General features: G+C 37.2%; 23 protein-coding genes. 16 read left to right on the top strand and 7 right to left on the bottom strand.

The annotated features are described in order from the left end of the window. The first annotated feature begins 21 nt into the window (after nt 1–21). The 9 genes from RT723_RS17580 to RT723_RS17620 all read left to right on the top strand — a co-directional run bounded on the left by RT723_RS17580 (nt 22) and on the right by RT723_RS17620 (nt 7,925). The gene (locus RT723_RS17580) at nt 22–984 is read left to right on the top strand and encodes a beta-ketoacyl-ACP synthase III (protein ID WP_315948447.1); all 963 of its coding nucleotides are present in this window, start codon (nt 22–24) and stop codon (nt 982–984) included. A 25-nt stretch (nt 985–1,009) separates the two neighbouring features. Further along, nucleotides 1,010–1,930 (top strand): ACP S-malonyltransferase, encoded by a 921-nt coding sequence (gene fabD / locus RT723_RS17585; protein WP_216054707.1) that lies wholly within the window; start codon nt 1,010–1,012, stop codon nt 1,928–1,930. Between the two features lie 25 nt (nt 1,931–1,955). Continuing rightward, nucleotides 1,956–2,699 carry a 3-oxoacyl-ACP reductase FabG gene (fabG, locus tag RT723_RS17590; protein WP_371819970.1) on the top strand — a complete coding sequence of 248 codons (744 nt, stop codon included), beginning with the start codon at nt 1,956–1,958 and terminating at the stop codon, nt 2,697–2,699. Nucleotides 2,700–2,862: 163 nt separating this feature from the next. After that, nucleotides 2,863–3,096 (top strand): acyl carrier protein, encoded by a 234-nt coding sequence (gene acpP, locus RT723_RS17595; RefSeq protein ID WP_105052546.1) that lies wholly within the window; start codon nt 2,863–2,865, stop codon nt 3,094–3,096. A gap of 96 nt (nt 3,097–3,192) precedes the next feature. Beyond that, entirely contained in the window at nt 3,193–4,431 is a 1,239-nt protein-coding gene (gene fabF, locus RT723_RS17600; RefSeq protein WP_315948448.1) for a beta-ketoacyl-ACP synthase II, read from the top strand. Nucleotides 4,432–4,549: 118 nt separating this feature from the next. Continuing rightward, entirely contained in the window at nt 4,550–5,368 is an 819-nt protein-coding gene (gene pabC / locus RT723_RS17605; RefSeq protein ID WP_315948449.1) for an aminodeoxychorismate lyase, read from the top strand. Then, entirely contained in the window at nt 5,361–6,395 is a 1,035-nt protein-coding gene (mltG, locus tag RT723_RS17610) for an endolytic transglycosylase MltG (RefSeq protein ID WP_315948451.1), read from the top strand. Before pabC ends, mltG begins: the two co-directional genes overlap by 8 nt. A gap of 19 nt (nt 6,396–6,414) precedes the next feature. Beyond that, entirely contained in the window at nt 6,415–7,038 is a 624-nt protein-coding gene (gene tmk / locus RT723_RS17615) for a dTMP kinase (RefSeq protein ID WP_315948452.1), read from the top strand. Beyond that, entirely contained in the window at nt 7,035–7,925 is an 891-nt protein-coding gene (locus RT723_RS17620) for a hypothetical protein (protein ID WP_315948453.1), read from the top strand. Before tmk ends, RT723_RS17620 begins: the two co-directional genes overlap by 4 nt. A 27-nt stretch (nt 7,926–7,952) precedes the next feature. Here the strand turns inward: RT723_RS17620 and RT723_RS17625 are convergent, their stop codons facing one another. Both RT723_RS17625 and RT723_RS17630 read right to left on the bottom strand, forming a co-directional pair. Beyond that, the gene (locus RT723_RS17625; RefSeq protein ID WP_315948454.1) at nt 7,953–9,428 is read right to left on the bottom strand and encodes a DUF3413 domain-containing protein; all 1,476 of its coding nucleotides are present in this window, start codon (nt 9,426–9,428) and stop codon (nt 7,953–7,955) included. A 29-nt stretch (nt 9,429–9,457) separates the two neighbouring features. Further along, nucleotides 9,458–9,673: a YejL family protein gene (locus tag RT723_RS17630; protein ID WP_315948455.1), complete on the bottom strand. Its 216-nt coding sequence runs from the start codon at nt 9,671–9,673 to the stop codon at nt 9,458–9,460. Nucleotides 9,674–9,742: 69 nt separating this feature from the next. Between RT723_RS17630 and RT723_RS17635 the strand changes: the two genes are divergently transcribed. Genes RT723_RS17635 through RT723_RS17660 form a run of 6 tightly spaced genes read left to right on the top strand, consistent with a single transcriptional unit; the run spans nt 9,743 to nt 13,246 of the window. Then, nucleotides 9,743–10,756, top strand: coding sequence for a nucleoid-associated protein (locus tag RT723_RS17635; RefSeq protein WP_216054716.1), 1,014 nt, complete (start codon nt 9,743–9,745; stop codon nt 10,754–10,756). An 11-nt stretch (nt 10,757–10,767) separates the two neighbouring features. Then, nucleotides 10,768–10,995, top strand: a complete 228-nt coding sequence (locus RT723_RS17640) for a hypothetical protein (protein WP_216054717.1) — start codon at nt 10,768–10,770, stop codon at nt 10,993–10,995. Nucleotides 10,996–11,004: 9 nt separating this feature from the next. Then, nucleotides 11,005–11,451: a hypothetical protein gene (locus tag RT723_RS17645; RefSeq protein ID WP_216054718.1), complete on the top strand. Its 447-nt coding sequence runs from the start codon at nt 11,005–11,007 to the stop codon at nt 11,449–11,451. A gap of 36 nt (nt 11,452–11,487) precedes the next feature. Continuing rightward, nucleotides 11,488–12,009 carry a DUF1697 domain-containing protein gene (locus tag RT723_RS17650; protein ID WP_216054719.1) on the top strand — a complete coding sequence of 174 codons (522 nt, stop codon included), beginning with the start codon at nt 11,488–11,490 and terminating at the stop codon, nt 12,007–12,009. Between the two features lie 2 nt (nt 12,010–12,011). Then, nucleotides 12,012–12,989, top strand: a complete 978-nt coding sequence (locus RT723_RS17655) for a Gfo/Idh/MocA family protein (protein WP_216054720.1) — start codon at nt 12,012–12,014, stop codon at nt 12,987–12,989. 26 nt (nt 12,990–13,015) lie between these two features. Next, nucleotides 13,016–13,246: a hypothetical protein gene (locus RT723_RS17660; RefSeq protein ID WP_315948458.1), complete on the top strand. Its 231-nt coding sequence runs from the start codon at nt 13,016–13,018 to the stop codon at nt 13,244–13,246. An 88-nt stretch (nt 13,247–13,334) separates the two neighbouring features. Here RT723_RS17660 and RT723_RS17665 read toward each other — a convergent pair whose 3' ends face one another. Together RT723_RS17665 and RT723_RS17670 are read right to left on the bottom strand one after the other, a co-directional pair. Next, nucleotides 13,335–13,784 (bottom strand): lysozyme inhibitor LprI family protein, encoded by a 450-nt coding sequence (locus RT723_RS17665; RefSeq protein ID WP_315948459.1) that lies wholly within the window; start codon nt 13,782–13,784, stop codon nt 13,335–13,337. Between the two features lie 31 nt (nt 13,785–13,815). After that, nucleotides 13,816–14,115: a YciI family protein gene (locus RT723_RS17670; protein WP_315948460.1), complete on the bottom strand. Its 300-nt coding sequence runs from the start codon at nt 14,113–14,115 to the stop codon at nt 13,816–13,818. Between the two features lie 159 nt (nt 14,116–14,274). Here RT723_RS17670 and RT723_RS17675 point away from each other — a divergent pair, with 159 nt between their 5' ends. Beyond that, the gene (locus RT723_RS17675; protein WP_315948461.1) at nt 14,275–15,696 is read left to right on the top strand and encodes a sodium-dependent transporter; all 1,422 of its coding nucleotides are present in this window, start codon (nt 14,275–14,277) and stop codon (nt 15,694–15,696) included. Between the two features lie 409 nt (nt 15,697–16,105). On the opposite strand, the gene RT723_RS17680 is transcribed toward RT723_RS17675, so the two are convergent. The 3 genes from RT723_RS17680 to queF all read right to left on the bottom strand — a co-directional run bounded on the left by RT723_RS17680 (nt 16,106) and on the right by queF (nt 18,654). Beyond that, complete coding sequence (locus RT723_RS17680) at nt 16,106–16,996, bottom strand: radical SAM protein (RefSeq protein WP_315948463.1); 891 nt, start codon at nt 16,994–16,996, stop codon at nt 16,106–16,108. 281 nt (nt 16,997–17,277) lie between these two features. Next, on the bottom strand, nt 17,278–17,664 hold the full coding sequence (locus tag RT723_RS17685) for a ribonuclease E inhibitor RraB (protein ID WP_216054726.1): 387 nt from the start codon (nt 17,662–17,664) through the stop codon (nt 17,278–17,280). A gap of 141 nt (nt 17,665–17,805) precedes the next feature. Further along, a complete protein-coding gene (queF, locus tag RT723_RS17690; protein WP_315948465.1) occupies nt 17,806–18,654 on the bottom strand; it encodes an NADPH-dependent 7-cyano-7-deazaguanine reductase QueF in 849 nt (282 codons plus the stop codon). Nucleotides 18,655–18,702: the final 48 nt, after the last annotated feature.

The following is an 18,702-nucleotide window of genomic DNA, read 5'->3' on the forward strand; positions in this document are numbered from 1 at the left end:
TAAAAGACGCAGAGAGGGTGCATGTATTCAAGAATAGTAGGAACCGGTAGTTATTTTCCTAAACAAGTTCGTACCAATAAAGATCTAGAAAAGATGGTTGATACCAACGACGAATGGATCCAAGAACGTACGGGCATGAAAGAGCGTCGCATTCTCGGTAAAGATGAGTCCGTTGCAACTATGTCAGTAGAAGCCTCTAAAAAAGCCATTGAAGCTGCTGGAATAGATCCAAGCGAAATCGATTTTGTCATTGTTGGCACAACAAGCCATTCACGTGCATTGCCAAGTGCAGCATGTGAAGTACAACGTGATCTAGGTTTAACATCAGGCGTACCAGCTATGGATGTTGCTGCAGCTTGTTCAGGCTTTTGTTATGCGTTAAGTATTGCTGATACTTATATACAAGCAGGTAAAGCTAAAAAAGCGTTAGTTATAGGCGCTGACTGTTTAAGTCAAATGATGAGCCCTGAAGATCGCTCAATGGTGATTTTATTTGGCGATGCTGCAGGCGCAGTCATCTTAGAAGCGTCGGAACAACCTGGCGTATTATCTACCCATATCCACTCAGATGGTAATTACACTGAGTTGTTACAAGTCGGCATGCCTGTGCGTGGCGATGAAGCTTCGGTACATAATTCGTGGGGAACAATGGAAGGTAACAAAGTATTTAAAGTTGCCGTAACTAAATTATCCCAAGTTGCAGATGAAACATTACTTGCCAATAACATTGAAAAATCAGATATTGATTGGCTAGTGCCACATCAAGCTAATTTACGAATCATTTCAGCGGTTGCTAAAAAACTAGATATGTCGATGGACCAAGTGGTGATTAACCTCGATAAATTTGGTAATACATCTGCAGCTACTGTACCAACCGCTTTGGACGAAGCCATCCGTGATGGTCGAATTCAACGTGGTCAAAACATATTATTAAATGCATTTGGCGGTGGTTTCACTTGGTCGTCTGCATTAATTAAATATTAATAAATTTTCTATAGAGTAATAAATAATGACTAAAGCAATTGTTTTCCCTGGTCAGGGTTCTCAAGCCGTTGGCATGTTAGCTGACCTTTACGAAAACCATCAAGTAGTTAAAGATACTTTCGCTGAAGCAAGCGATGCACTGGGTTATGACTTATGGGCACTAGTGAGCGAAGATGCAGAAGGTAAATTAAATAAGACTGAGTTTACCCAACCGGCATTATTAACAAGTTCGGTCGCGGTTTGGCGTGCATATTTAGATAATGGCGGTGAAAAACCAACATTTTTAGCCGGACACAGTTTAGGTGAATACTCAGCATTAGTATGTGCCAATGTTATCTCGTTAGCCGATGGTGTTAAGTTAGTTGAAAAGCGTGGTCAATACATGCAACAAGCCGTTCCTGCTGGAACCGGTGCCATGGCTGCCATTATTGGGTTAGCGGACGACTTAATTGCCAAAGCATGTGAAGACGCAGCACAAGGGCAAGTTGTTTCATCTGTTAACTTTAATTCTCCAGGCCAAGTGGTTATTGCGGGTAATAAAGAAGCAGTAGAACGCGCAATGGAATTATGCAAAGAAGCGGGAGCTAAACGAGCACTTCCTTTACCAGTATCTGTGCCTTCTCATTGTGCTTTAATGAAACCAGCAGCTGAACAGTTAGCTAAAGACTTAGAAGAATTGGTATTTAATAAACCAGAAATTGCGGTTGTTAATAATGTTGACGTGACGGCTGAGCAATCGCCTGAAGCAATAAAACAAGCGTTAATTAAACAGCTTTATAGTCCAGTTCGTTGGACCGAAACTATTCAGCACTTTGCGGTTGAAGGTATTACAGAATGTTATGAGTTTGGCCCAGGTAAAGTGTTATCTGGTTTATCAAAACGCATAGACAAAACAGTGAGTTGTGTTTCTATTGGCGATAGCGCTGCGTTAGAAGCAATACTTTAAAAATAGTTAAATTATAGGAATGACAATGTCTTTATTTAGTTTAGAGGGTAAAGTTGTTTTAGTTACTGGAGCCTCTAGAGGAATTGGTAAAGCGGTTGCTGAAAAATTAGTTGGTATGGGTGCTAAAGTTGCTGGTACAGCAACATCAGACAATGGTGCTGAAAACATATCTGCTTATTTAGGTGAAAATGGTAAAGGTTATGCACTGAACGTAACTAATCCAGATTCAATTACCGAAGTTTTAGCCGCGATTAAAGCGGATCTTGGTGATATCGATATATTAGTAAATAATGCTGGTATAACTCGTGATAACTTAATGATGCGTATGAAAGACGACGAGTGGAATGACATCATTGACACTAACTTAACGTCTATCTTCCGTTTGAGTAAAGCCGTGTTAAGACCTATGATGAAAAAGCGCCATGGCCGTATTATAAACATAGGTTCTGTAGTAGGGACTATGGGTAATGGCGGACAAGCAAATTATGCTGCAGCAAAAGCCGGTGTTATAGGTTTTTCTAAATCACTTGCAAGAGAAGTTGCATCTCGTGGTATTACCGTTAATGTAGTAGCGCCAGGATTTATTGATACAGATATGACAAAAGCATTGGACGATGGCCAACGTAAAGCGATAGCAGATCAAGTTCCTGCTAATCGTTTAGGTGACCCAGATGAAATTGCATCTACTGTGGTATTTCTAGCAAGTAACGAAGCTGCATACATTACAGGTGAAACGATTCACGTAAATGGCGGCATGTATATGGTATAACCGTCGAAATCACATTGATTTTGATGGAAAAGTGGTCGAATTTGCTTTGTGAGGTTCGACCACAGATATAATGAAAATTATTACTTGAATACGTCGGACGCAATAATTAAACTAGGCGCATTCAAAATTTGAAATTTATCTTTTTATTGATAAGGAAAATAAGATGAGCATTGAAGATCGCGTAACTAAGATCGTAATAGAACAACTAGGTGTTAAAGAAGAAGAAGTAAAATCAGAAGCATCTTTTGTTGATGATCTAGGCGCTGATTCTCTAGACACTGTTGAATTAGTAATGGCTCTTGAAGAAGAGTTCGATACAGAAATTCCAGATGATGAAGCAGAAAAAATTACAACTGTTCAATCAGCTGTTGATTACATCAAAGCACACGCAGAATAATTTTATAATTGTTCTAAAAAGGCAGCTTTGGCTGCCTTTTTTTCATCTTGTATTTGCTTAATTAAACTGATCTTAGATGTCGTTTAGGAGAGAATTGTGTCAAAGCGTAGAGTAGTTGTTACTGGTATGGGGATGTTATCTCCGCTGGGGAATAATGTAGAGTCATCGTGGGCAAATTTGTTGGAAGGTAAAAGTGGTGTAGATCTTATTACCCATTTTGATACAACAAACTTCGGTACCAAATTTGCGGCAATGGTTAAAGATTTAGATACTGCAGATTATATTGAACGTAAAGAAGCCAAAAAAATGGATCTGTTCATTCAATACGGGATCATTGCTGCTATCCAAGCTATTAGAGATTCAGGCATTGAAATTACAGAAGAAAATGCTTATAGAATCGGTGTTGCTATTGGTTCTGGTATTGGTGGTTTAGGTTTAATCGAAGAAAACCACACTAAGTTAATGAATTCTGGCCCTCGAAAGTTATCACCATTTTTTGTTCCTTCTACCATTATCAATATGATCTCTGGTCACCTTTCTATCATGTATGGTTTAAAAGGCCCTAATATCTCTATCACAACAGCTTGTACTACTGGTGTTCATAATATTGGACAAGCAGCACGAATGATTGCTTATGGTGATGCAGATGTAATGGTTGCCGGGGGGGCTGAAAAAGCATCAACGCAACTTGGTATTGGTGGTTTTGGCGCCGCACGTGCCTTATCTTCAAGAAATGACGATCCACAAGCGGCAAGCCGACCATGGGATAAAGACCGTGATGGGTTTGTGTTAGGTGATGGTGCTGGTGTTATGGTTGTTGAAGATTATGAACATGCAAAAGCTCGTGGTGCTAAAATTTATGCTGAGATCGTTGGTTTTGGCATGAGTGGTGATGCTTATCACATGACGTCACCGCCAGCGGATGGTGACGGTGCTGCACGTTCAATGTTAAATGCAATTAACGATGCACAAATTAATCCTGAGCAAATTGGTTATATCAATGCCCATGGAACATCTACCCCAACTGGCGATAAAGCTGAAACGGCCGCGGTAAAACGTGTGTTTGGCCATCACGCTGGTAAAGTCATGGTTTCGTCTTCTAAGTCAATGATAGGCCACTTATTAGGTGCTGCTGGCTCAGTTGAATCTATCATTACGGCTATGAGCTTGGTGGATCAAAAAGTATCTCCAACCATTAACTTAGATAATCCAGATGAAGGCTGTGATTTAGATTACGTACCGCATATTGCTCGTGATGTTCAATTAGAATATGCACTGTGTAATTCATTTGGATTTGGTGGTACTAACGGCACATTATTGTTCAAAAAGATGTAGCTATTAGTAAAATCTGAAATTAAAAACGCTAATTAAATGAATTATTAAGATGATAATTAGCGCCTAATTTGATACAAAAGCCTAACAAAACTGTTAGGTTTTTTTTTATGGGTTTTATATGTCTTTTTTGTGCTTTGATCACAAGTTAAATGAAATATCTATCGACAAAGAGTTTCAATACCAACGAAGTTTTTTGTATGGCGACGGCCATTTTTCGACAGCGAAAGTAATAGACGGTGAGATTCAGTATTTAACAAGCCATATTGCTAGATTACAAAACGCTAATGACAAGTTGAAATTCAGCCAAGTTGATTGGCTCAAATTAGAAACTATATTAAAACAAACAGTAAAACGGTTAACTTTGGGTTTTATAAAAATTCATTTTAGTCGAGGTCAATCATTACGAGGTTACGGTCAGTGTGCTCAAATAAAGACCACTGTTTTTGTCTCTTTTGGCGAGCTAACATCGCCTTTTGTTAAAACCCTGTCCCACCCCAATACAATAAAGTTAACTCAGTTAACAACGCAATTAGGGTTACAACCTTTATTAGCGGGTCTTAAACATTGCAATCGATTAGAGCAAGTTTTAGCGAGTGTGGAATTAGAACGCACTGAGTTCCCTGATGGTTTAATCGCGGATATTCAAGGTAATGTTATTGAGACAACCAAAGCCAATATTATTTGGTATCACCAAGGTGCGTGGTATACACCTTCGTTAATTAACTCTGGTGTTCGCGGTGTTATGCTGGAGCAGCTATTAGACCAGAAGTTAAATATAATCCAAGCCGACACCAGCATGGCATTTGTTAGCCAACAAGCAGAAGCAATGATTGTTTGTAATTGTTTAATTGGTTTACAGGCAGTTTCTTCTATTGATGATAGAATGTTAGATGTCGAATTAAGTCAAAAATTTATGAAAGAAGTATCGAGTGCCTAGTCTTTTTAGTTTACATACATTTAAATTCACCAATAAAACCATCTTAAGTGTCATTATATTATTTATTGTATGCATGACGGTTATATTATTTGGTGTGTTAAGGGTGAGTTATACTCAACCGATCAATTTGGACAGTCCTAAATTAATTCAATTAAAAAAAGGGGATTCACTTTATACGGTGTGCAACCGTTTAATTGAGCATGATTATATAAATGACTGTTTGGGGGTTAAAGTTTTTTCTAAAATTAACCCTGTCGTAGGCAAAGTTAAAACCGGTGTGTATGCGTTAACACCTGGTCTCGCGCTAAATCAGTTTGTTGCCAATTTAAATGAAGGGAAAGAGCAACAATTTTCGTTTACCTTACTCGAAGGCGACAATATTTATCAGGTATTAGATAAGTTAAAACACGCTACTTTTTTAGTAAACGACATCAAAACCATGCCTTTGCCTCAATTATCCCAAAAACTGTTACTTACATCGGATACACCGGAAGGGTGGTTATACCCAGATACTTATTATTACTCTGCATACACAGATGCGTCCGCACTTCTTTTACGCGCGGTTAATAAACAGCAAGAAATATTAGCCAAGTTATGGCAACAAAAACAAGCTGGGCTGCCAATCAGTACGCCTTATGAAGCATTGATCTTAGCGTCAATTGTTGAGAAAGAGTCTGCCGTTGCTGCTGAGCGAGAAATCATTGCTTCTGTGTTCCACAATAGATTAAATAAAAAGATGCGTTTACAAACAGACCCGACCGTAATCTACGGAGTTTGGGATGAGTACAAAGGTGATATAACACGTAAACATTTAAAACAAACAACGCCTTATAATACGTATCGTATAAATGGGTTGCCACCAACACCAATTGCAAACCCAAGTAAAGCGTCGATTGAAGCCGTCTTACATCCAGCCTCTACTGAGTATTATTACTTTGTTGCTTCGGGTAATGGTGGACATGTTTTTAATAAAACGTTGGCAGATCACAATAAGTCAGTGCAGGACTATTTAAATAAATCCAAATAATAATTGGAAAAGGTTATTAATGAGCAAGTTTATCGTAGTTGAAGGATTAGAAGGTGCAGGAAAAACTACTGCACAGGAGCTAATCAAAGCAATATTAACAAAACAAAATATTGAATTTGTGAGCACTAGAGAACCCGGTGGCACACCATTAGCAGAAAAGATGCGTGATATTGTTAAGTCTGAAACCGATGAAATACTAACACCAGAAGCCGAATTGTTACTAATGTATGCAAGTCGAATTCAATTGATTGAAAATGTAATAAAACCCGCATTAGACTCTGGGAAATGGGTATTAGGTGATAGGCATGATATGTCATCATTGGCTTACCAAGGTGGCGGTCGTCAACTTGATCAAAACTTGATTATGCCAATCAGGAATGCGGTATTAAAAGGCTTTGAACCTGACTTAACCATATTAATGGACTTAGATCCTAAAATTGGCTTAGCTAGAGCAGCAGCCCGTGGTTCATTAGATAGAATCGAACGTGAACAAATAGAATTTTTCGAGCGTACCAGAGCCGTGTATTTATCATTGGCCGACCAAAACCCGAAAGTGGTGGTGATTGATGCCTCAAAAGACATCGACAATGTACAAACACAAATCACCGATAAATTAACAGCTTGGTTAACAATAAACTTATGAATAACAGCTTAGATATATTATCACTGCCGAAACACCAAGATAATTTGGCTCACGCCTATATTGTTGAAGGCATTGATATAAAAAAGCGACTTATTAATATTCAGGGGTTAACCCGCAGTTTATTGTGCCAAACGGAACAAACCATTGTTGGTGATTTTTGTGGTCATTGCCATAGTTGTAATTTATTAAACGCAGACACACACCCAGACTTTATGATGGTTAATGCCGATGAAGGTACGATTGGGGTGGACGATGTGCGCGCAATTTCTCAATTCCTTTCAAACATGTCGCACTTATCTGGCAATCAGGTTGTGGTAATAGAACACGCTGAAAATATGACAGAAAACGCCAGTAATGCCTTGTTAAAAACATTGGAAGAGCCGACTAATAAGTGTTTTATATTTTTGTTATGTAAAACAAAATCGGTTTTACTGCCAACCATTCTAAGTCGTTGTCAGTTTATTCAAATAAACAATAAATCAAAAGATGAACTAAAACTGACCTATCCCGAGTTAGCGGATTACATCATTGGTTTTTCTAACAATTCAGAAAGTGAGTTGGCAAAGTGGGTTGAAGAGCAAAAAGTTGAAGAGTTTACTGAGGTCTATCAGTTATTTATTCAGTGGTTAAAAAAACAAATACCAAACTTTGTGATAAGTAATAAAGTCTTGTCTAACCCATTAATGTCGTCATTTTTACTTTATTTAATTGAAAAGCGTATTCGACAATTAATGTTAAAGTCAGCCAAAACCGGCAATTCAACCTCAGCATTAACGGCGTCCAAACTACTGACTAAATATAATCAAACATCGAACCTTATTAAAGGGCAAAACAAAGCCTTAGCCATGTCCCAGTTATTAACCTCGGTAGAACCTTTAATCCGTTAGACCAGGTATTGGCTCAACAGTCTTGAGTTAATTAATAGGGGCTAACTTAAGTCGTCTACTGGTTAGTTTTGTTATCGCTGCTTGAATTGTTTGCAAATCTAATGGTTCTATTACAGGTTTTTCATTTGAAAATGAAAGATTAGAAACCAATTGTCCGTGTTCAAATAACATGCTTTTGTCTTTGTAAACTATGCTAAATAACCCTTCATGAAAGTTAGTGAATATATAATCATCTTCGATATCACTAATCGCACTGTCGATAAGATTCAATTCGTTATATTCGTCACATTGCAATTCGTCTTTCATATAGGAGGCAATAATGTTTTGAGGGGCCATTGGTGAACTATTAATGGTGTTAAAGCCCACTAATATAACCTTGCTGCGATAAAACGGAGATGGATTGGTTTTATCATAAAAAACATACACACGACTGGTATCCGAATTAGCCGATTGTTGTTCCACATCGTAAGTGCCAGAGTGAAGTTCTATGGCAATTTTGTTAGCACTTAGCTGGTAGTTTATTTCAAGTTGAGTTTGGCTGCCCATATGGCTATATAGGCCAGGTAAACCGGTGCTAAAGTTGAATATTGCAGTATCAAAGTCGCTAGGAATGATCAGCTGATCGGAGGTTTGATAATTAATATTAAAGCGTGTTAACCAGTGAGTGATGGACGTGATATTAGATATATCGACCAAGTGAACCGACAAGTTACGTTTATCAGCAACATCACAACTAATCATAGTAAAAGGCTTAATGGTAAAACCTGATTGTGAAACGTCAGTTTGTTGTGTTTTAACTAATTGATACTTTTTAAGGTCAATCAACTCATATTTAGCTAATAAAGTTTTTGCCGTTAACGGATAAGAAACGGGAAATAGATTGTTTTGTTTTGCGATATCGGAATTAAGGGTAGCGTCAGACCACATATGCATTAAGTGGCTGATAAAAAATACCGACACTAAGGTGGTCGCAATCACGTTTTTATATTTAAAGTTTTGTAATTGGGTGATCCGCTTCCAAGTTAAATTACTGACAACAAATTGGTAAGCCAAAATAGCGACAAGGACAAACAAGAGTAAAAACCAATAGCCATTTCCCATATGAACAATATAAAAGTCTTCCACTTCACGTAATTGCAACAAGGATGTCGCAGATAAGTGATAACCCAAACTTCTAAACGACAAAACATCTAAAAATAAGAGTAACTGAAAGAAGGTCGCCATAATGGAGGAAATACCTCGGATATGATGACGATGGGGAAACAGGGTAATAATTGGGAATATGGTGAGAATAAAACAGCTAATAGCTAAAAAAGAAAAATGCCCTAGCCAATTAACGATTAAATACATCCAACCCAAAAAGGTGGCTGGTAACTGTGAAGTTGAGAGATAGAAAAATGAAAATAACAGAGCCAAAATAATATTAGCAAAGGTGAACCAATGTCCCCATGATAATAAGTTAAACGGGCGCTCTATCTCCTGTTGACTACGAATTTTAATCAATTGTTCAATCTCTCACTTTCACAACTAAATTAACTAGCCATAGATGCTAATAGGGCATCAGAAAAACTTTTAGCAATCGCCATTTTTTGTTTTTCAGATACATTGTCGTCAATTACGTTGCTAACTGTGTTTCCTAAGGCGATTAAAGCGAGATCTACCGGGGCTTTATTGGCTTGTATTACAGAAATGATTTCTTCGACTAAATTATTAATCTCATCGTTAGAGTATTTTGATATGATTGGCATATAATTTTCTAGCTGCGTTGTATTTTAATTAACGCAGATGCTAACACAATATAATGATTAGGAAAAACCATGTCAGTAACGGTTAACCAATTTTCAATCGCTTTTTATGAAAAAAGAGAAGATACCGACTTTTCTACCAAATGGGCGGTAATGACAGACACTAGCTTAGACAAATCGAATATGTTTGTTGAGCAGTTACATAATATTTATAACGGTAAACCAAGTAAAAGTTATGCTGCGTTTAGTGAAGAAAAAAACACGGCGTTTTCGCAACAGTTACACAGTTATTTGAACCAAGAAATTGCCTTTGACCATGTATCAAAAGAAACACTTCAATTATTTCAAGCTGAGTTAGAAAAGTATGAGTTTGATGATACCGGCTATTTATTACTGATTGATTATGAGTACGTTGCGACACGTTATTTTATGGTTGGCGTGGTTAACCTAACAGAGCATTTTGCAATAGACACCGAGTTTGGCATTCAAAGCTCTCGTCATTTGGATTTAAATAAAATTCAATTAGCGGCCAGAATTGACGTGAGTAATTTGTTGCATGCCAAAGAAGATTTAAAAACAATTTCTTTTATTAAAGGCCGAGCTGGTAGACAAGTTAATGACTTTTTTATGGACTTGTTAGGTTGCACAGAAACCATTAATGCCAAAACGCAAAGTAAAGAGTTGTTAACCGCGATTGATGACTTTATGTCAACTGAATCCATGGCACAAAACGAGAAGTCAGATACGCGTGAAAAAGTATTTGAGTATTGCAGTGAAAAAATATCAAGCGGTGAAGATGCGGACTTAACTGAATTAAACGAAACGCTGTCGGTATTGTCAGACAGTGAATTTAAAGACTTCATACAACAACAAGAATACAGTTTTGATGACAAAGTTACGTTAGATAAAAGTACGGTGCGTAAATTAGTTAAGTTATCTGGCGCGGGTGGTGGTGTTTCCATATCATTTGATCGTATATTGTTGGGAGACAGAGTTAACTATAATCCAGGTTCTGATACGTTAACCATTAAAGGTGTGCCGGCGTCATTAAAAGCTCACCTGTTAGATGAATTTGGTTTGGAATAAAGACAGAAGTTATGAAACGAATCCCCAATCTTAAAGATAAGTTAAATCAAAAGATCCGAGACAAGGCTATCTCGCGCGCTAAAACACGTATTGTTTTAGCGGGCAAGGTGCCAGAAGATTTTAACGAAGAACAACTGGAAGTAATTGTTAAAGAGGAAGAAGAAAAGATCTTAAGTGGCGCTAAAGAAAAAGGCCTTTTAGTATTAGCGTCCCTGTTGGGCTTATCACTGTGGGGCTAATTGTTCGTTATGTTTAATCAATTATTAAAATGGACGTTATTAATTTCCATTTGGCGTAAATACAAACAACACATAGGCATCACGATTGCCTTGATATTGGCATTAATGTTAACGTCATTTTTGCATCAGGACTTTGTAAACTACAGTTTGGCTGCAAACAATGACAGTTTGGGTTTATCGTATGTTATCAAATGGCTAGTGTATTTAGGTTTAGTCACCGTTTATTGGTTCAGTGTCACAAAAGTTAAATCAAAAAGTGATAAAGATTCAGACTTACACCGAAAAATGAAAGTAGCAAAAGAGCAAACGGTGAACCAAAGTGCAAATATGACCTCTGAGAATCATCCGGATCCTTTTGCTAATATCCGTGAAAAAAAATCACTTAGGTCAAAAGCCGACTTTTTTATAGAAAAAGCGGAAATTGAAAAAGCTAAAAAGTCTGCAGGTAAGGAATAAGTAACACATATCAGCAAACATTAATTAGGAGAGTGGATGCAAACCTTTATTGTTTTATTAAGAGGAATAAATGTAGGTGGTCATAATAAATTGCCAATGAAAGACTTGGTTCCCCTCCTAAAATCCAATCATTACCAAGACATTTCTACCTATATCCAAACTGGTAATATCGTATTAAGTGCCAAGCACAATCCAGAACAAGACATTAAAAAATTGATCACATTAAACTTTGGATTTACGCCAAGTGTTTTTGTTATCTCTGTGTCTGATTTTTCCACCGCCGTTACTAATAATCCTTATCAAAATTTTGATGGCAAGTTGGTGCACTTATACTTCTGTCAGGCGCCAATTCAATTAAATTTGGAAAAGACCCAAAAATGGCAAAGCAGCACTGAGTCGTATCATATTGCAGATAATGTATTTTATTTGCATGCACCGGATGGGATTGGTCGGTCTAAGTTAGTGGCCAATATTGAGTCATGTTTAGGCCAAGCGGGCACCGGACGAAACTTAAATACTATTAATAAAATAACCATGATGTTAGAGGATAATAAATAACAATGGATACAACTAATCAAACAATACGTTGGGGCATCATAGGTTGTGGTAATGTAACAGAAGTAAAAAGCGGACCTGCTTATCAAAAAGTAAAAAACTTTAAACTAGCAGCGGTAATGAGACGTAATGAGGCGTTAGCTAAAGATTATGCTCAAAGACATGGCGTTGAAAAATATTACGCCAATGCGGATGATTTGATCAATGATCAAGATATCGACGCGGTTTATATTGCTACGCCGCCTGACTCCCATAAAGAATATGCTGTTAAAGTCGCTCAGGCGGGCAAAATTTGTTGCGTTGAAAAACCGTTAGCACCAAGTTTACAAGATAGTCAGGCAATATTAGATGCGTTCAAAGCCGCAGATGTACCTTTATTTGTGGCCTATTATCGACGTTCACTACCAAGGTTTACTAAAGTTAAATACTTAATTGATTCTGGCAAGATTGGAAAAGTTAGGCATATATCTTGGTCACTTTATAAATCCACTAGCGAACTAGATTTGTCAAAACAGTATAACTGGCGCACTGATAAAAAAGTGGCGTTAGGTGGCTATTTTGATGACTTGGCCAGTCACGGTTTAGATTTATTTGCGTACTTGCTAGGTGATTATCATAAGGTATGTGGTATGGGGAATAATCAACAAGACTTATATACTGCCTTTGATACGGTAACAGCGTGTTGGCAACATAAAACAGGCGTTACTGGCACAGGAAATTGGAACTTTGGAAGTTATTCCAATAGCGATAAAGTGTCGATTGTTGGTAGTAAAGGTGAGCTTAATTTTTCTGTATTTGATGAAACATCAATTAAAATTAAAACAGCGACAAGCGAATCTAAAATATTTATCGAACACCCAGAAAACGTGCAGTTGCATCATGTTGAAAATATGCAGAAACATTTATTACACGGTGAGAAGCACCCATCGAGTGGTGAGACAGCAACACACACAAGTTGGGTGATGGATCAAATTTTACTTTGAACATGAGAGTCTGTTTATGAGGAATAATGATGGAGTTTGATAAGTTTAGAAATAAATCAATTACAACAGGCAAAGGCATTTTAGGTGTGTTTTCTATTTGTGTTATTGCCGTGGCATTATTTATTTTAGTGGCAACCTTTATTAATAAAAGTGAATTTAACTTCAGTGCCTTGTTAGCGATGTTTGCTGGAGCGGTTTGTTTTTACGTGGCTATGACCAGAAAAGTAAAAAGTGATCATAAAAATATAAGTGAGTGAAAAAATAAAGGTGCCTAAAGGATAACTCTCATAAAAAAACCGATACTAAAACAAAGTATCGGTTCATTCTCACAAGACAATAGTCAGTTTAAAAGAACTCAAACTGACTAAGTTGTTTTAACTCATTGGTGCGTTGAATCGTCATATAAATATGACACTCTTTAGACATATTGGCGGCGATACTTGCATCCGGTAACATAGACAAGTACTGCCATTTGCAGTTTTTATTTTTAAACTGTTCAAACTCTTTACTGGTAGACTTAAACAAAGTAATGGCATCTCTACGGCCATTAATTTCTGCCACTTCCTGCAATTTAAAAACAATATTTTTTTGCCAGATCTCTAATTCTCTTACCTTGCTAGTATGAACTGTATCTAAGCAGGCCGAGTAATTAACCTTGTCATCAAACTTGGTTTTACAAACGTTAACTTCTGGTACGCCAAAACGATCTACAAATTCAGCGTCTATCTTGTTAGCTAATAGTCCTTCGCTGACAAATAAGAGCAAATACACTAGTAAAAACTTTTTATTTAACAAGGTTATTTTCCTAATAATTGGTGTTAAATGTTTACGGCAACACCTTTTTAAATGGTTTAACGATGGAGTTTTGATAAACACCAGCGGCAAGGTATGGGTCGGCATCTGCCCATTTTTGAGCGTCTTCTAACGAGTCAAATTCTGCTACGACTAATGAGCCAGTAAATCCAGCTTCACCAGGGTTCTCTGCATCAACCGCCGGTAGAGGGCCTGCTAATAACAAACGCCCCTGAGAAGTTAACGCTTGTAGACGCGCTAAATGTTTTTCTCTGGTTTGTAACCTTAAGGCTAAGCTATTTTCTACGTCTTGTGAACAAATCATGTAATACATTTTACGAGTATTCCTGTTTAAAAAAATTCATTTTTATTATTTCACTGGATCTTGCAACATTTGAGTTAAAAATCAAGTGGAAAGGAAGACAGCGTATAAATTACTTGCTAGCATGCGGTGCAGAAAAATTTAACAATAATAATTATAAAGGAAGTACATATGAGTGCTGAAAGAGAGCATTTTTCCTCAAAACTAGGTTTTATTTTGGCCGCAGCTGGTTCGGCTGTTGGTATCGGTAATCTTGTAGGATTTCCTGTTGCTGCCGCAAAAAATGGCGGCGGTGCATTTCTATTTATCTACGCGATGTTCGTCATCTTAATTTGTTTACCTGTAATGATGGCTGAAATGTCATTTGGTCGACATACCAATAAAGATCCACTTGGCGCTTATAATTCAATATCGAACAACGATAAAAAATGGAAACTAGCTGGTTTATTAGGTGTGTTAACGCCATTTATGATTGCTGTATTTTATATGGTGATCACCGTATGGATATTTGGATATCTATATAATGCAGTAACAGGCAACTTAGCGGCTCTCGCTGACCCTAAGATGTTTGGTGAGTTTATTACCAGTAATTCACTGTTTGTTTACATGATTGTGGTAGTGGCTATCACAGGCGTAATATTAATGAGCGGTGTAAAAGAGGGTATTGAAAGAGCAGCTAAAATATTAATGCCTTCATTATTCGTCTTACTTATTTTATTAGTTATCTACGTATTAACTTTAGATAATGCATTCTCTGGTGTTGCATTTTACTTAGTCCCTGACTTTTCTAAAATCAATGGCAGCGTGATCAATGCGGCGCTATCACAAGCGTTTTTCTCCCTATCGTTAGGTATGGGTATCTTAGTTACTTACGGTTCTTACATCAGTAAAAAACAAGATATTGCAGACTCATCTAAGTTAGTAGCATTAACAGATACCGGCGTGGCATTTATCGCAGGTTTGATGATCATGCCAGCTATCTTTAGCTTTAACCCTATGGTTGAACCGGACAAGTTAAATGAGTCGTCTATTAACTTAATCTTTGTTTTATTACCTAAGATCTTCTTATCACTTCAAATGGATATCGGTTACTTTGGCGCAAGCGCGATAGCATCACTGTTTTTCTTATTGGTATTTTTTGCCGCTATTACGTCTTTAGTGTCAATCATTGAAGTACCAAATGCAGCTGTGATGGATGGCATGAAAGTAAGCCGTAAAAAGTCACTTACTTACTTAGCCATATTGATGGTGTTTTTAACCGTATTAACGTCTATGTCGTTTGGTATGTCTGATACCTTAACGGGCTTAACTCATTATGCAGGGGCATCCAAGTCGCTATTTGATGTTATCTATGATGTATTTTACGACACCATATTGCCGTTAAATGGTTTACTGATCTGTTTATTTGTTATTTCTCGTTGGAAGATGATTAACTTCAAGAAAGAACTAGATGAAGGGCTAGAAAAGGGTAAACACGGTTTCTTATTACGTTACTCAGAAATTGCGCTTAAAACTTATATTCCAATGATCTTAGCGTTAGTATTTTTAAATACAGTAGCAATGAAGTTCTTTGGTTATAAATTGTTGTTCTAGTTTTGGCTTAACTCCAATTTTAGTGATTAAAAACCTTAACGAATGTTAAGGTTTTTTTTTGAGTTTTGTTTTTCACTTCTGCTTCAAATTATCTGTATTTAATACTAATAGATATTTTTTTAAGGGCGGCGCTCTGTTTCATTATAAGAGCGGCTACCTTTTTTGGCTGTTGAAAAAAGTAATGTTCACATCATGGATGAAGGGATGTCATCAATACAGGGATGTATTATTGATGACCGCCACAGGCGAAATAAGATCTATCAGACTCCTACAATGTAAGAGTTAAAGTTAATCTATCGCTGGGTTAGGTAAATTTTTATAATAATTGAAGTATTTTGTTTTGATCTTTAACAGTTTAAAGGCAACGCCTTTTGCTCTATAAAAAGCCACCCACTTTTTGGCCTAAAAGTTACAACCCCCGTTGCCACTCTTGCCTTAAGGGAATCATCTGCGGTGTATTGATGGCAGCTTGCACTTTAGCTAACAAGGAGGCTTTGTCTTTGCCTAATATGCCTTTTAATACTAAGTAGTTTGAGGCGTGATCTGAGCGGAATATGGTTTTATCTAACTCTAAGCGCGTTAATAAGGTTTCCATCTCTTTAAACAAACCAAGCTGGTTGGGGAGTTCAAAGCCATTAGGGAATTCTTTAGCAAAACGCTCTTGGCCTAGTGGAAAGGACACTACTAAAGTTGATAGGTATTCTGGTTGGGTTTCGTTCATTAATTTGGCGGAATTAATGGCATGTTGTTGACTGAATTCGTTGCCACCTAAACCATTTAAGATCATAACCGAACGTTTAATGCCGGCCTGTTGTAACTTGTCTAACGCGATTTTTGAGGATTCGTAACTTTCGCCTTTTTTGATCAATTGTAAAACATGATCATCACCACTTTCACAACCTACATAAACTAAACTGAGTTTTAATTGTTGTAGCGATTGCAGTTGCTCAACGGTTTTATTGGTTAAATTTCTAGGTAAACAATAAGAGGAGATACGTTGTATATCTGGAAAGTACTTGTTTATCAGCTCACAGATCTCTTGTAAGCGTCTAAATGGCAATGTTAGGGCATCACCATCGGCTAAAAATACACGATGAACCGGCATGCCTGAGCGTTTTATTGCAATAAGCTCTTGTTCAATGTCTTCTAACTTCTTAGGTTTATACTTTTTATTGTCTTGAGTGTACATGTCACAGAAAGTGCATTGATTCCAAGAGCAGCCATTAGTGACTTGTAATATAAGAGATTTCCACTCACTAGGTGGACGGAATACCGGTTCAATATATTTTAATGGATACATGTTTAACCCTAATATTACTTTCTCAAAACAAACTTTTTGTAGCTCAAAACCCGTCACTCGAAACTCGTCACCCGAAACTCGTCACTCGTCACTCGAAACTCGAAACTCGAAACTCATCACTCGAAACTCATCACTCGAAACTCATCACTCGAAACTCATCACTCGAAACTCATCACTCGAAACTCATCACTCGTAACCCGAAACTCGTCACCCGAAACTCGTCACCCGAAACTCGAAACTCGTAACCCGAAACTCTTCACTCGAAACTCGAAACTCATAATTTAAGTATAAGAATCTTCTTCATCAGGCTCGTTTTCGTCGCCCATGAATACACCCCAACCATCAGAGTAACCTTTATTTTTTTCAGCGATTTTTTTGAATTCTTTTTCAAATGCAACAATGTTTTCGTAAGTAACGTCCATTACTTTAGATACTTGCAGTTCGATGGCAATACTCGATGCACCCCCATGGTCGTATTTACGGCTTTCAACTTTGACAAATGGCTCTTCGTTTTCAATCCTGGCGATAAATAACTTTGCAACAGTATCGGCATCGGATTCTTGATCAAATAAAGCAAAAAAGTCGACGACGTATTGCTCACTAAAATCAAATCCTGCATTGGCCATGTCTTGTAATATTTGGCCGGTATCATCATTTGGAAAATTCATTGTTATCCATTATCACTGGTGGTTATGGGCCAATTGTAGCTAAGTTATCAATTTGACCCAAGTACTATTATAGTAAGCGTAGAAGTAATATTTAGGTTAAAAATAACTCTGCATTTTTTACATTTACGCCACATTATTGGACTATTGCCTGTTTATTCGCATACGTTTTGGAATAAAGTCAACTAAGGTGGTTCTTATTGGATTAATGTCTAATCCGCCACGTCGGGTATATCTTGCATAAACGGTTAATTCGCTTGGGTTGGCAAGGGTCATGATGTCGGTGAAAATTCTCTCCACACATTGTTCGTGGAATTCGTTATGCATTCTAAATGAAATCAAATAACGCAATAATGATTCATGGTCTATTTGTAATCCAGTATAAGAAATAACAATACTGGCCCAATCTGGCTGACTGGTAATTAAACAATTTGACTTTAACAAGTGGCTATTTAATTGCTCGGTAACTGTGTTACCAGATTTATCTAATTTTAATAACTGATTATTAAAGTCGTAATTGTCTATTTCAATATCTATATCATCTATATTAACGCCATCTAGCGGCGTTACTTGAAATGGGGCTTCTTGTTCAACGGATAACAAACGAACATCTACCGTCTCACCTGCACAGTCGGTTAAGTCTTTTTCCATTGCTTCTTGCACATCTGTCCAAGAAGTAAACTTGGTTTGATTAAAGCTATTTAAATACAGCTTAAATGATTTACTTTCTATTAAGTTGGTACTTGTTGCAGGCACAACAAACTCAGCAATGGCCACCACAGGTTTGCCTTTGGCATTTAACCAGCTTACTTCATAACCTGTCCATAAATCGTGACCATAAAAAGGTAATGGATCAGATAGGTTTAAATCGTCTCTGTTAAGACTACGAGGAACGGGTTGCAGTAGATTTGGATTATATTTTGTCTCATAGGCGGTTTGTTTGCCAAGAGTCAGTTCATCTAACGCGCCACTTTCTGTATACTTTGAAGTCATAGGGTAAACAATATCTAGTTTGAATGTGGGTATTGTAAAGAATATAAA

This window comes from Psychrosphaera aquimarina (genome assembly GCF_032461525.1).
Taxonomy (GTDB): Bacteria; Pseudomonadota; Gammaproteobacteria; order Enterobacterales; family Alteromonadaceae; genus Psychrosphaera; species Psychrosphaera aquimarina.

What these genes read in the sequence shown, in the direction of transcription:
- fabG (WP_371819970.1), top strand. Translation starts at nt 1,956, where the DNA reads ATGTCTTTATTTAGTTTAGAGGGTAAAGTTGTTTTAGTTACTGGAGCC.
- RT723_RS17650 (WP_216054719.1), top strand. Translation starts at nt 11,488, where the DNA reads ATGCAAACCTTTATTGTTTTATTAAGAGGAATAAATGTAGGTGGTCAT.
- RT723_RS17620 (WP_315948453.1), top strand. Translation starts at nt 7,035, where the DNA reads ATGAATAACAGCTTAGATATATTATCACTGCCGAAACACCAAGATAAT.
- acpP (WP_105052546.1), top strand. Translation starts at nt 2,863, where the DNA reads ATGAGCATTGAAGATCGCGTAACTAAGATCGTAATAGAACAACTAGGT.
- RT723_RS17675 (WP_315948461.1), top strand. Translation starts at nt 14,275, where the DNA reads ATGAGTGCTGAAAGAGAGCATTTTTCCTCAAAACTAGGTTTTATTTTG.
- RT723_RS17635 (WP_216054716.1), top strand. Translation starts at nt 9,743, where the DNA reads ATGTCAGTAACGGTTAACCAATTTTCAATCGCTTTTTATGAAAAAAGA.
- pabC (WP_315948449.1), top strand. Translation starts at nt 4,550, where the DNA reads ATGTCTTTTTTGTGCTTTGATCACAAGTTAAATGAAATATCTATCGAC.
- RT723_RS17660 (WP_315948458.1), top strand. Translation starts at nt 13,016, where the DNA reads ATGATGGAGTTTGATAAGTTTAGAAATAAATCAATTACAACAGGCAAA.
- tmk (WP_315948452.1), top strand. Translation starts at nt 6,415, where the DNA reads ATGAGCAAGTTTATCGTAGTTGAAGGATTAGAAGGTGCAGGAAAAACT.
- RT723_RS17580 (WP_315948447.1), top strand. Translation starts at nt 22, where the DNA reads ATGTATTCAAGAATAGTAGGAACCGGTAGTTATTTTCCTAAACAAGTT.
- RT723_RS17655 (WP_216054720.1), top strand. Translation starts at nt 12,012, where the DNA reads ATGGATACAACTAATCAAACAATACGTTGGGGCATCATAGGTTGTGGT.
- RT723_RS17670 (WP_315948460.1), bottom strand. Translation starts at nt 14,115, where the DNA reads ATGTATTACATGATTTGTTCACAAGACGTAGAAAATAGCTTAGCCTTA.
- RT723_RS17640 (WP_216054717.1), top strand. Translation starts at nt 10,768, where the DNA reads ATGAAACGAATCCCCAATCTTAAAGATAAGTTAAATCAAAAGATCCGA.
- fabD (WP_216054707.1), top strand. Translation starts at nt 1,010, where the DNA reads ATGACTAAAGCAATTGTTTTCCCTGGTCAGGGTTCTCAAGCCGTTGGC.
- RT723_RS17685 (WP_216054726.1), bottom strand. Translation starts at nt 17,664, where the DNA reads ATGAATTTTCCAAATGATGATACCGGCCAAATATTACAAGACATGGCC.
- queF (WP_315948465.1), bottom strand. Translation starts at nt 18,654, where the DNA reads ATGACTTCAAAGTATACAGAAAGTGGCGCGTTAGATGAACTGACTCTT.
- RT723_RS17680 (WP_315948463.1), bottom strand. Translation starts at nt 16,996, where the DNA reads ATGTATCCATTAAAATATATTGAACCGGTATTCCGTCCACCTAGTGAG.
- RT723_RS17645 (WP_216054718.1), top strand. Translation starts at nt 11,005, where the DNA reads ATGTTTAATCAATTATTAAAATGGACGTTATTAATTTCCATTTGGCGT.
- RT723_RS17630 (WP_315948455.1), bottom strand. Translation starts at nt 9,673, where the DNA reads ATGCCAATCATATCAAAATACTCTAACGATGAGATTAATAATTTAGTC.